At 43.7% G+C, this 11,786-nt stretch carries 10 protein-coding genes and 2 pseudogenes; 7 read left to right on the top strand and 5 right to left on the bottom strand.

The window, feature by feature from the left end:
* Positions 1-89: 89 nt before the first annotated feature.
* From OCV36_RS15065 to cysN, 5 genes are all read left to right on the top strand, one after another.
* Entirely contained in the window at positions 90-1,829 is a 1,740-nt protein-coding gene (locus OCV36_RS15065; RefSeq protein ID WP_210114712.1) for an SLC13 family permease, read from the top strand.
* Between the two features lie 24 nt (positions 1,830-1,853).
* Entirely contained in the window at positions 1,854-2,762 is a 909-nt protein-coding gene (gene cysD, locus OCV36_RS15060; protein WP_210114716.1) for a sulfate adenylyltransferase subunit CysD, read from the top strand.
* A gap of 6 nt (positions 2,763-2,768) precedes the next feature.
* Positions 2,769-3,416 carry an adenylyl-sulfate kinase gene (gene cysC, locus OCV36_RS15055; RefSeq protein WP_135455644.1) on the top strand — a complete coding sequence of 216 codons (648 nt, stop codon included), beginning with the start codon at positions 2,769-2,771 and terminating at the stop codon, positions 3,414-3,416.
* Positions 3,416-4,378 carry a DHH family phosphoesterase gene (locus tag OCV36_RS15050; protein WP_135455643.1) on the top strand — a complete coding sequence of 321 codons (963 nt, stop codon included), beginning with the start codon at positions 3,416-3,418 and terminating at the stop codon, positions 4,376-4,378. The genes cysC and OCV36_RS15050 overlap by 1 nt, the downstream gene beginning before the upstream one ends.
* Positions 4,379-4,522: 144 nt before the next feature.
* A complete protein-coding gene (gene cysN, locus OCV36_RS15045; protein WP_135455641.1) occupies positions 4,523-5,932 on the top strand; it encodes a sulfate adenylyltransferase subunit CysN in 1,410 nt (469 codons plus the stop codon).
* 295 nt (positions 5,933-6,227) lie between these two features.
* Here cysN and OCV36_RS15040 read toward each other — a convergent pair whose 3' ends face one another.
* Both OCV36_RS15040 and abiEi read right to left on the bottom strand, forming a co-directional pair.
* Complete coding sequence (locus OCV36_RS15040; RefSeq protein ID WP_135455639.1) at positions 6,228-7,118, bottom strand: nucleotidyl transferase AbiEii/AbiGii toxin family protein; 891 nt, start codon at positions 7,116-7,118, stop codon at positions 6,228-6,230.
* Positions 7,119-7,132: 14 nt separating this feature from the next.
* Complete coding sequence (abiEi, locus tag OCV36_RS15035) at positions 7,133-7,657, bottom strand: type IV toxin-antitoxin system AbiEi family antitoxin (protein WP_135455637.1); 525 nt, start codon at positions 7,655-7,657, stop codon at positions 7,133-7,135.
* Positions 7,658-7,843: 186 nt separating this feature from the next.
* On the opposite strand from abiEi, the pseudogene OCV36_RS25550 reads away from it, so the two are divergent.
* Positions 7,844-8,035, top strand: a pseudogene (locus OCV36_RS25550) (Rpn family recombination-promoting nuclease/putative transposase); the annotation flags it as partial.
* A 320-nt stretch (positions 8,036-8,355) separates the two neighbouring features.
* Here the strand turns inward: OCV36_RS25550 and OCV36_RS15025 are convergent.
* Positions 8,356-8,623 (bottom strand): annotated as a pseudogene (locus OCV36_RS15025) (type II toxin-antitoxin system YafQ family toxin).
* On the bottom strand, positions 8,616-8,894 hold the full coding sequence (locus tag OCV36_RS15020; RefSeq protein WP_050652034.1) for a type II toxin-antitoxin system RelB/DinJ family antitoxin: 279 nt from the start codon (positions 8,892-8,894) through the stop codon (positions 8,616-8,618). The pseudogene OCV36_RS15025 and the gene OCV36_RS15020 overlap by 8 nt, the downstream one beginning before the upstream one ends.
* Positions 8,895-9,234: 340 nt before the next feature.
* On the opposite strand from OCV36_RS15020, the gene wecA (OCV36_RS15015) reads away from it, so the two are divergent.
* Positions 9,235-10,314, top strand: a complete 1,080-nt coding sequence (gene wecA / locus OCV36_RS15015) for a UDP-N-acetylglucosamine--undecaprenyl-phosphate N-acetylglucosaminephosphotransferase (RefSeq protein ID WP_135455635.1) — start codon at positions 9,235-9,237, stop codon at positions 10,312-10,314.
* A 258-nt stretch (positions 10,315-10,572) separates the two neighbouring features.
* On the opposite strand, the gene wecA (OCV36_RS15010) is transcribed toward wecA (OCV36_RS15015), so the two are convergent.
* On the bottom strand, positions 10,573-11,637 hold the full coding sequence (wecA, locus tag OCV36_RS15010) for a UDP-N-acetylglucosamine--undecaprenyl-phosphate N-acetylglucosaminephosphotransferase (RefSeq protein ID WP_135455633.1): 1,065 nt from the start codon (positions 11,635-11,637) through the stop codon (positions 10,573-10,575).
* Positions 11,638-11,786: the final 149 nt, after the last annotated feature.

Raw genomic sequence — 11,786 nt, 5'->3', positions numbered from 1 at the left:
ATGAAAGCCTCAAGTGGAAAGGAGAAAGTGGAAAGGAGAAAGTTGAGGGGGGGAATTGTTTAGGTTTTTAATTGTTTGGGGAATGGGTTTTGTTAGAGTGGTTTGTTAGTCCGGCGATGCAGGTGCTGGTTTTATTCATTGCGACTATCTTTGGGTTAATTCGTTTTCAGGCTCATTCTGACAAAGTGTTCGGTGTTTTGTTGCTCGCCTTATACGTGAGCTCTTTAGTGAGCACTCAGCAGGTGATTGTTAGCTTTTCCAACAAGGGGTTACTGACTTTAATCTTGCTAATGGTTTGTTCTGTAGCGCTGGAAAAAACCAAACTACTGCGTTTGATTACTAATTACATCATTGGGCCTAATTATCGCCTCACCTGGTTGCGCCTTTTTAGTCTTACTACGTTTTCGTCTGCTATTTTAAACAATACGGCGGTGGTTTCGACCATGCTAGCGCCTATTCGTAATAACCCACATCATAAAGCCAGTAAACTGTTGCTTCCGCTTTCTTATGCGGCGATTCTGGGTGGGACGCTAACCCTAGTTGGCACGTCAACCAACTTGATCGTCAATAGCTTAGTGATCGACTCTGGTTTGCCTAGTCTTGAATTTTTTGATTTTACGGCTGTTGGTCTTTGCCTAGTAGTTGGTTGTGGCTTGTTGCTGTATCTATTAAGTCCATTATTGCCCGATTATGGAAAAAGTCATGTGCAGATGCGTGACTACATTATCGATACGAAAGTGTCTGCTCAATCAGATTTAGTAGGAAAAACTGTCGAGCAAAACGGCCTGCGCCATCTAGAATCATTATTTTTGGTGGAAATATTACGTCAGGGTCGTTTAATTTCTCCAGTCACCCCTCATGAAGTCATTCAACCTAACGATCGATTACTGTTTAGTGGTGATGTAAAAAAAGTGACCATCCTAACGCAGTTTGACGGCCTTTCATTATTTGCTAGTGACAGTGGCTTGCCTTTGAATAACCTATCTGAAGTGGTCATTCGTCCTGAAAGTCATTTAGTCGGTAAAACATTAAAATATGCAGGCTTTCGAGCATTGTTTGATGCTGCGGTCGTGGCTATCAAGCGTGACGGTGAAGCGTTATCAGGAAAGTTGGGTGATGTGGAGCTACAAGCTGGTGATTATTTGGTTTTGGCTGTCGGTGAGGACTTCTCTTCAAGAAACAACATTAGCAAAAACTTCTTTTTGCTTAGTGAGCTTGAAACCGATCATTGCTTAGAGGGATGGAAAGAGAAGCTAGCCATTGGCGGTTTCTTAGGCGCAATATTATTGGCCGCCATTGGCGTTGTATCCTTGTTTAAAGTTATGCTAATACTGCTTGGCATTTTCTTATTGACGGGCTGTCTCTCTGCTAATGAAGTACTGCAACGAGTACCAAAAAACATTTGGTTAATTATTTCGTCTGCATTACTGCTTTCTCAAGCGCTGTCTAACAGCGGCGCATTAGATGGAATGGAATCTTTGGTTCATTCTTATGACCAATTGTTTACACCCTTTATTGGGCTTGTGGTTGTGTATTTGTTAGCATGGTTAATGACCGAGTTAGTGACCAACAATGCGGCTGCCGCATTGGTGTTTCCGATAAGTCTTGAACTTGCTTCGAATTTATCGGCTAACCCACAAGCCTACATTCTCGCGGTGGCGTTTGGCGCCAGTGCCAGCTTTATTAGCCCCTATGGATACCAGACCAATTTAATGGTGTTCAATGCAGGACAATATAAGCTACAAGATTTCGTAAAAGTGGGCGTACCCATGTGCCTGCTTTATGGCGTGATTGTGTTAACCGCAATCCCTGCCTTTATTGGATTATAAATTAAGGACTTCTTTGAAATGAACATTTCTCAAGAGCGCATGACTCATCTCAAGCAACTGGAAGCTGAGTCTATTCATATTATGCGCGAAGTAGCGGCCGAGTTTGATAACCCTGTGATGCTGTACTCGGTGGGTAAAGATTCATCGGTGATGCTACATCTTGCGCAAAAAGCGTTTGCTCCCGCGATTCCACCCTTTCCGCTTATGCACGTAGACACCACGTGGAAGTTCAAAGAAATGATTGAGTTTCGTGACTACATGGCTGAAAAAGTCGGAATGAAGTTGATTGTGCATCAAAACTCTGAAGGCCTGGAAATGGGCATCAGCCCATTTGAGCATGGTAGTTCTCTACATACTGACATAATGAAAACACAAGGCTTGAAGCAAGCGCTAGACAAGCATGGTTTTGATGCTGCGTTTGGCGGCGCACGTCGTGACGAAGAGAAATCACGTGCCAAAGAGCGTGTGTATTCGTTTCGTGATGAGCACCATCGCTGGGATCCGAAAAACCAACGCCCTGAGCTATGGAATGTGTACAACGGTAAAGTGAACAAAGGCGAAAGCATTCGTGTGTTTCCGCTATCAAACTGGACTGAGCTGGACATCTGGCAGTACATCTACCTAGAGAGCATCGAAATCCCAGGTTTGTACCTAGCAGACAAGCGCCCTGTGATTGAGCGTGACGGCATGCTTATCATGAAAGATGATGAGCGCATGGAGCTTAAAGAAGGCGAAGTGGTTGAAGAGAAGATGGTGCGTTTTCGTACCCTTGGCTGTTACCCGCTAACGGGCGCCGTTGAATCTGAAGCCGCTACCCTACCTGAAATCATTCAAGAGATGCTGCTGACCACGACTTCTGAGCGTCAAGGTCGCGCCATTGACCACGATTCTTCTGGTTCGATGGAGAAGAAGAAACGCGAAGGGTATTTCTAAACCGCTATGACGACTCCATACCAACGTAAAAACCATGACTCTGTGAGCGGTGATGTCGTATGGCATAACTCAACTGTGACTCATGAAGACCGTGTTGCGCTTAAAGGGCAGAAGCCGGTGATACTTTGGTTTACCGGCCTTAGTGGGTCAGGTAAGTCGACCGTTGCCAATGCCGTGGAAAGCAAATTGTTGCAAATGGGCAAGTATAGCTACCTATTAGATGGGGACAATGTGCGCCATGGTTTAAACAAAGACCTAGGTTTTTCAGACGCCGACCGCGTTGAAAATATTCGACGCATCGGAGAGGTGGCGAAACTGTTTGTGGATGCGGGCAATATTGTATTAACCGCATTTATCTCACCGTTTATTTCTGATCGTCAGCAAGTACGTGAACTCGTCACCGAAGGTGAGTTTATCGAGGTGTTTGTCGATACGCCACTTGAGGTGTGTGAAGCTCGTGACCCGAAAGGTCTGTATAAGAAGGCGCGTGCTGGTGAGATTAAGCATTTCACAGGCATCGATTCTGAATATCAAGCGCCAGTGAATCCTGAAATCCACCTTCAAACCGCTGATTTAAGCGTTGAAGCATGCGCAGATTTTGTTGTGACCGAGCTTGAAAAGAAAGGCTACTTACAGCTAGGAGATCGTGCCTAATGCATTACGACGTGTTTAACGGTGATGCGGATGGCATCATTGCACTGCTGCAACTGCGATTCGCTGAGCCGAAAGACTCCAAACTGATTACTGGCGTGAAGCGTGACATCAAATTGCTAAAGCAGGTGGATATCAACAACGCTAAATCAGTAACCGCGCTGGATATCTCCATGGAGAAAAACCTGCCAGAGCTCGAAGCGCTTCTAGAAAACAACATCAAAGTGTTTTATTGCGACCATCACCGAAGTGGCGATATCCCGCAGTCAGATAACCTGGATGCACTCATCAATCTGGACGCGGAAGTGTGCACCAGTTTATTGATTAATGAGCGTCTTGGCGGCAAACATGCTAAGTGGGCGGTCGCAGCTGCTTTTGGTGACAATCTGTTTACTTCCGCAGAAAAACTGGCACAAGAGATTGGCTTAACCGAATCAGAAACTGAGTTCTTAAAAGAGCTGGGCACGTTGATTAACTATAACGGTTATGGCGCGACACTAAATGACTTGCACATTGAGCCCGCAATACTTTATAAGCAACTGACTACCTACGTTGATCCTCTATCACTTTTAGATGATGAGAACTCGCCGTATCACACGCTGAAGAAAGGGTACGAGCTCGACCGTAACCAAGTGCTGAGGATTACCCCAACGCACTCGGACACGCAGTGCAAAGTGTTTGAACTGCCATGTGAAGCATGGGCAAGGCGCATCAGTGGCGTGTTTGGCAATGAACTGGCCAACCAAAGCCCAGAATTGGCACATGCGGTATTAACGCTCAACACAAACCACCAAGATTACACGGTGAGCGTACGCGCACCACTGAGTAATCGTGTAGGCGCGGATGACATTTGCTCATCGTTTCCCTCTGGTGGTGGTCGAAAAGCAGCAGCTGGCATTAATGCGCTCACCCTCGATGACAAACAGAAGTTCATCGACACACTGTCAGCGTACTACGCCAATTAAAAAAGAACGTCATTCTGGAGGTGATACAGTCAACGCCAGAATTTTAGAGAGCACACTCTCTAACTCATCAAAGCAATAATACTTTGATAGACAAACGAATTACACAGGGTATTGAAGCCCGATAAAGAACATTAGGAGAATGACATGTCTCACAGCTCAGAGCTTATCGCAACGGACATCGAAGCGTATCTGAAAGTCCATGAAAACAAAGATTTATTGCGATTTTTAACGTGCGGTAACGTTGATGATGGTAAATCCACATTGATTGGTCGTCTGCTTTTTGATTCAAAGCTGATTTACGAAGACCAAATGGCTGCGATTGAGAAAGATTCTCAGAAGTTTAACACCACCGATGGTGATTTTGATTTAGCACTTCTCGTAGATGGCCTTCAGTCAGAGCGCGAGCAGGGTATCACCATAGATGTAGCGTACCGTTACTTCTCTACCGATAAACGTAAGTTCATCATTGCTGATACTCCAGGACATGAGCAGTACACGCGTAATATGGTAACGGGCGCTTCTACGTGTGATCTAGCGATTGTAATGGTCGATGCGCGTCACGGTATTCAAACCCAAACCCGTCGTCACAGTTACATCTGTAGTCTGCTGGGTATTAAGCACATCATTGTCGCTATCAACAAAATGGACTTAATGGAGTACAGCCAAGAGGTGTACCAGAAGATTAAAGCGGACTACCGCGATATGGCGAAGAACTTCAACATCGACGACATTCGCTTTGTGCCAATCTCAGCTCTGAACGGTGACAACGTGGTGACGCCAAGCGAAGCAATGGACTGGTATCCTGGCGCAACGCTGATGAAACTGCTTGAAACTGTAAAGGTTGACCAAGACAAAGACCTTGAGCACATGCGCTTCCCAGTGCAGTACGTGAACCGTCCGAACCTGAACTTCCGCGGCTTCTGCGGCACGCTAGCGTCTGGCCTAGTTCAAGTGGGTGATGAAGTAACTGCGTTACCATCAGGTAAGACCTCTCGTGTGAAGTCTATTTACACCTTCGATGGCGAATTGGATACCGCACGTCCAGGGCAAGCGATTACCATCACCTTGGAAGATGAAATTGATGTGTCACGCGGCGATATGCTAGTGCACAACGGTCATGAGCCTAAAGTCACCAATAAAGTGAACGCTCACGTCGTATGGATGGGTGAGAACCCAATGCGCACGCACAAAGAGTACATCTTTAAGTTCGCCACTAAGTCGTGTGTAGGTAAAGTCACCGCTATCCCTCACAAAATTGATGTGAACACCCTTGAGCAACACGCTGAAGAGAGCGAAACGTTAGACCTTAACGAGATTGCTTTGTCTGAGATTACATTGACCGACAAAATTGCTGTCGATACTTACCAAACATTGCCGCAAACCGGTTCGTTCATTGTGATTGACCGTCACAATAATGTGACAGTGGGCGCGGGTATGGTTGCATCGGTATCGGATGAAAAAGCTGAAGAAGGTCGAGTTTATTCTTCATCAGAAAAAGACTTGAACGCCTACGTGCGTAAGCACTTTCCTGAGTGGGGCTGTGCTGAAATTTAACGATATCTAGCGTTAACCTGTTACCGATAAACCTTAGAAGGCTTTTAGCCCTCTAAGGTTTTCTTTTAAGCCGCTTATGTTTTTGGGTGCTCCCAATCGTCATCCCTATTGGGGCGTGATCCTTTTTTTCTACTTTAATACAGTAACCTACAAACAAACTGTCTCAGGACGGAGACGTATTTGAGACAGTTTTCATCCTTGTTAACGAGCCCAATAGGTTGAAAACCAGGAACTATTGGGGGAAGATTTTACGGGGTATGCTCATTGCTAAATGAGACAGTAACCTAAGATAAAGCTAAAGGCTCATATCAAATTTATTTGTTGGTGAGCTTGGTTGTGAAACTCTCTTACCCATGTTACTGATTGTTTCTCTCACATAGTCCCAATACTCAGGTACATCAAGCGTTTTTGCTTGCAATGTTTGAGGTACAAATCGACTCATCTCGCTGTTGAAGTCAGCCTTAACTGCATCATTTTCAGTTAGGTTTTTCATTTGCCTGCCCAGCGCAATCAAAAAGTCATCACGTTCTTTGTCACGGGCCTCTAGTTTGTTGTTGATTAACTGGTTATTGACCTCAATGCCTCTTTGATTTAGCCACACAATATCCCACACATCACGGGGCTTAATTCGCCTTGCCCTGTATGCTAAAGCAATGAATTTATCAGCTAAAATCTCGTCCATTGTTTGGCAACGGATCAGCATACCTTCTGTTGGTGTGTCAATTCCGTAGTGATTTATAGGCACTCGATTTGTCAAATCGAAAGAGGGTAAAGCACAAACATCAATGTGCATTTTCTGTCTGGGCAGATCAGCACGGTTTGGTTCTTTCTCGATGCTGATTTTCCACGATGATGTATTCCCTTGCTTGTCTGGGCTAGGTTTATTGACGTATACAGGTATTTCATATTTCTTTTGCAAAAAGCTCTGTATTTTATCCTCAAGCCCATCAAACATCGATGGCTTAAAATCATGACCACCATTAAAGTCTAAGTCTTCAGATAACCGAGAACTGTTGTAGCAAAGGCGTAGTGAGGTACCGCCAATGAAGGTGAGTCTTTGTAGTGCCCCGTGTTCTGTCATGACATGCAAAATATCATGATGAAGTATCTCTTTTTCGATCACTTCAACAACGGGTGCTAACTCAGGGTTACGTTTTAGAATTTCGTCTATTTTTTGTTTTAGCATAGTAGAGAGCCCAGTTAGTGATTTATCATTTGTAGGTTTCGTTTACAGCTTTTTAAATCGGCTAATGCTCGATGAGGCATAGCTCGATACATTTTCACCTCTTCGTCGAAGAATAGGTCATTTTCAAGCTGTGATACTTTGTGCTTAGTATGTGTAAACTCAACCACTCCGTAGCGAGTTTTAAATGTCCCACTTCGCCCCCGAGTCATTAGAGTCAGGCGATCCATAATGATTTGAGATATCTCTCCAGTACGTGATAATTCACTCTCTAAACTTATATAATTTAGGTAGCCAGGCCTTAATTTACGGGCGACTTCATATATTGCAGTTCGGGGATTTGGAGGGGTGATTGTGCTTTCAAAAAGACCATTAGCGATTCGATTAATGGTGCCTTTTTTAACACAGTCGTACAGAAATTTGTTAAAACGGGGTGTTTGTTCGACATTGAGAAGGTAGGCAAGTTCAGCCTTACTGAATACGCCTTTGCCAAATTTACTTGATTCAGCCATAGCTGAAATTAGTTTTTCTACCTTAGTCACTGGTCTACACTAAGTTACTTATTAAGTAATTTAGTGTAGACCATTTTGTGAGTAAAAGAAACGGTGGCATCCATCAGAAAAAATACAGGACATGTATTTGGCGATACGGTTTAACATTCATTCAGTGTTAAGATAATGAAATGAAAAAGACAATTCCAGCCACACGATGCGTTCTTTAAGCAGTTTATGGCTCATCCTGAAACGGCTAAAGACTTACTGGATATTCACCTGCCCGTTGAGCTGCACGAAGTCTGTGATTTAACGACATTCAAGCTTGAGTCAGGCAGTTTTATTGAAGAAAACTTACGGCCTTATTATTCGGACGTAATTTATTCTCTTAATACTAGCCAGGGCGATGGATACGTCACTTGCTTCATCAGTATCGAAACACGAGGGTACACTTATGACGATTGCAGAGCAGTTACGCCAACAAGGTGAGTAAAGAGGCATTCAACGTGGCCGCCAGAAGGCATCCAATTAGGTGAAGCAAAAGGGCGTCAAGAAGCCCTAAAAGAGATGGTTCGAAAAATGATACTTAATGGAATGGATCATCAATCCGTTGTAGAAGTCACCGGGCTGAGTAAAGACGAAATAGCCCAACTTTCTCACTAGTCTTTACAATTAGCTAGTTTATACAATTAAGAGTTAGCCTTGCCGTTTAGAGCGATTATTTACTACGATTGGTATCGGTGTTGAGGTCAGAACAAATCACTATGCGAGCCAATCCTTGCCAGTTGGAGTTGTCCGTCGAAAATTCGGTAGATGAGTAATAGGTCTGGCTTTATGTGGGTCTCGAAACCCTACCCAATTTCCAGTTAATGAGTGGTCGACATTTTTAGCATCGAGCGTTTCACCACGTTGCAGCTTGGATATTATGTTCCCGACTTCAACAATGTCAGGAATAGACATCTTGTTTACTTTTTTGAAGTCTTTCTTAAATTGAGTTGAGTATTCTAACTCATACATTGTTAACTTTACCTTCTGTGAGTTCAGATAGTAGAGAATCAACTGAATTCGTTTTATGTCCCTTACCTTCAATAAGCTCCATGATGGCAGCAGAAGTCACATCGTTTGGCTGTGGTACCCTCAAATCAAAAGGTATTCCGCCGTGGTTGATTACAGCTTTCGCGAATAGTTTTATTGCCTGGGAAGTGCTTAAACCAACCTCATCACAAATATTTGTAAAAGCGACTTTAGTATCGTGATCAATACGAGTACTCAGCATTTCATTTTTCATGTTTATACCTTTATGTAGTGCAATGTAATACAAAGTGTAACAGTGTTTGAAAGCGCGCAACAATAAACAATAAACAATAAACAATAAGCAATAAGCAATAAGCAATTCAGGGTTAAGCGTTGCATGGCCTATGTTAATTTGAAACCAGTTGAGACCTATGTGGTTCAGTATCACGAAGCGGTGGTTGATATTATGGTTGAAAAATCGGCAATGCTTAACAACAAGTAATTCCCAATTGTGGATACAGAAATTACCGATTTTCCTAACCGATTAAGAGCTAAAAAATTCATCGCTAAGATGTTAGCTAGAGACAAACAATAACCAAAAAAGGCTTAAACCCATGTCACTGTTTGATTACCTTATCGAACTCTCTATGTTCTTCTTTCTCTCCTTTTCAGTGTTGTACTGCATGCGTAAAGTGGGCTATGCCATTGGCTTAGTCGATAAACCGAATGCCAGAAAACATCATGAAGGTGTTGTTCCTTTGGTGGGCGGGATCTCTCTCTGCATCACCGTGTTGTACTTCCTTTACGTGAATGCGGCGGAGTTCAAAAATGTAGAGATAGCCGCAGCGTGCTTAACGGCACTGGTATTGATTGGGGTGGCTGACGACCGCTTTGACATCAGCTTTAAGCTTCGAATGGGTGTGCAAGCCATCTTAGCTCTGATCATCATGCCTTATTCTGGATTAACCCTCTCTCATGTTGGTGATGTATTCGGCTTAGGCGTGCTAGATTTCCCAATAGTGGTCGACAGTATTGTTACTGTGATTGCCGTGATCGCTGCCATTAACGCCTTTAACATGGTCGATGGTATTGATGGGCTGCTGGGTGGCTTAAGCATGGTAGTGTTTGCATCGTTAGGTGTGGTGTTCTTCGCTTATGAACTCGAGTTTTACGCCTTTTTTATGGCAGTGATGGTGGTGATCTTATTACCCTTTGTTCTGTTTAATTTAGGGTGTTTTGGCAAGCTGCGTAAAGTGTTTATGGGTGATGCCGGCAGCATGATGATCGGCTTCATTGTCATCTGGGTTTTAATTGGCGGAACGCAACACGAGGAGGGCAAGTATATGATTCGACCTGTCACCGCCTTGTGGTTAATTGCAGTGCCTTTGATTGATATGATGGCCATTATGATCCGTCGGATTCGTAAGGGGCATTCTCCGTTTAAACCGGATCGCGAGCACTTTCATCACATTATGCAGCGCATCGGTTTCACACCACGCGAGTCTTTAGTGGTGATTTGCTTGGTGCAATTGGTGTACTCAACGCTGGGGCTATTAGGCGAATACTTCCAAGTGCCGGAATACATTATGTTCTACATCATTGTGGCGTGTTTCTTATTCCACACTTACGCGATGACGCATTCGTTTAAGATGGCGAAGATCGTAAGAAAGTGGAAGAAGTTAGAAGCGAAATAGTTTGATGTGCCGTTAACGGACAAGTCTACTATCGCAGTGCTTAGCTGGGTAAATTAGAGAGTTAGAGAGTTAGAGAGTTAGAGAGTTAAAGCAGTTAAGTTACAATAGCTCAAACTAAGACACACATAGAAAAAGGGCCCAATCTCAATATGAGGTTGGGCCCTTTTTGCGTTTAGCTTGAGAAGTTTTAGATGTGAGCGCTTTTGCTCGGAATCATCTTCACTTGAAAACCTAAGCCATTAATACACTTTTCAGTCATTAGTACACTTTCTCAGGAAGGTTACGATAACTTCTAATCCAACTTGTGATGCGCCAAACATAGCTCATGGCTACAGTGTAAGAAGCAAAACAAATCATAAACAGGATGAACATAGTTGATTCTGTGATTCCCAAGAATTCACCGTAGATACCGAAGCCAGCGAAGCTACTTGCGATAGCACAAATGATGGCGAGTGTTTGGCGAGAGGTAAAACCAAGGCGTTGGAAAATGTGGTGTAAATGTTCTCTGTCGGGCTTGAACGGGGAGTCACTGCGTCGTACACGTCTGAACATGATAGCGGCCATATCCATCAGTGGCACTGCAATCAACCACAGTGCAGTAATTGGTCGTATCATGGCTTCTGATGGATCTTGGCTTGCGCCTAGCAATAACCAAATTACGGTAAAGCCAATCATCATGCTGCCAGCATCGCCCATGAACACTTTACGTTCACGGCCAAGAATACCGAGGTTCATTAAGATATAAGGAATGGTCGCGACAATAAACACCACGCATAAATACGCTAAGCCGTGTTGGCTGTCGACTTTGAGTAAAATCGCGATACCTGCAAAGGTCACTATCGCAAGCCCACCTAACAATCCGTCTATGCCATCAACCATATTGAACGCATTAATGGCGCCAATCACAGCAAGAATCGTTACGGCTGTACTTAGAAAGCCTAAATGTAAGTCTCCAGTTCCAAACAGGTTACCAATGCTCTCTAGTCGAATATCGGCAAAATACATCATGCTAATAGAAAGGAGTGCTTGAACCACAAGTCGTATCTTGAAGCTAATATCGTATTTGTCATCAAGTGCGCCGATGACAATAAGCGCCACGATAGAGGCTAAAAATAGCTGACTATGAGGTATGACACCTGGGTGCGTGACGAGAAATTGGCCGATCGATAAACTGATCGCGATTCCGCCTACAAGAGGAATTGCGCCGTTATGCAATTTTCTTTCATTTGGCTTATCTACTAAGCCGACGGCTTTCGCGACTTTTCGCATCAAGAAGAGCGAAGAAAAAGAGAAAAAGCCAACAAATGACAATTCTAATAACATGAGGAACTCTAGCCAGTTTTTTTGTGTGAGTTTTAATTGCATGAATCTTACGCTAAAGTCAACCTGATGTACATGTTGTTGATTATGTTTTGGTTAATATTTGTTCGGTTTTTTTATACGGCTAGATATATGGTTTGTATATGTGGTGC

The organism is Vibrio echinoideorum (assembly GCF_024347455.1).
GTDB lineage: Bacteria > Pseudomonadota > Gammaproteobacteria > Enterobacterales > Vibrionaceae > Vibrio > Vibrio echinoideorum.
This window is presented reverse-complemented; position numbering and strand designations above follow the sequence as displayed.

Coding starts and splice junctions, on each gene's coding strand:
- cysN (WP_135455641.1), top strand. CDS start 4,523: ATGTCTCACAGCTCAGAGCTTATCGCAACGGACATCGAAGCGTATCTG.
- OCV36_RS15020 (WP_050652034.1), bottom strand. CDS start 8,894: ATGAAAAATGAAATGCTGAGTACTCGTATTGATCACGATACTAAAGTC.
- cysC (WP_135455644.1), top strand. CDS start 2,769: ATGACGACTCCATACCAACGTAAAAACCATGACTCTGTGAGCGGTGAT.
- OCV36_RS15040 (WP_135455639.1), bottom strand. CDS start 7,118: ATGCTAAAACAAAAAATAGACGAAATTCTAAAACGTAACCCTGAGTTA.
- wecA (WP_135455635.1), top strand. CDS start 9,235: ATGTCACTGTTTGATTACCTTATCGAACTCTCTATGTTCTTCTTTCTC.
- wecA (WP_135455633.1), bottom strand. CDS start 11,637: ATGTTATTAGAATTGTCATTTGTTGGCTTTTTCTCTTTTTCTTCGCTC.
- OCV36_RS15050 (WP_135455643.1), top strand. CDS start 3,416: ATGCATTACGACGTGTTTAACGGTGATGCGGATGGCATCATTGCACTG.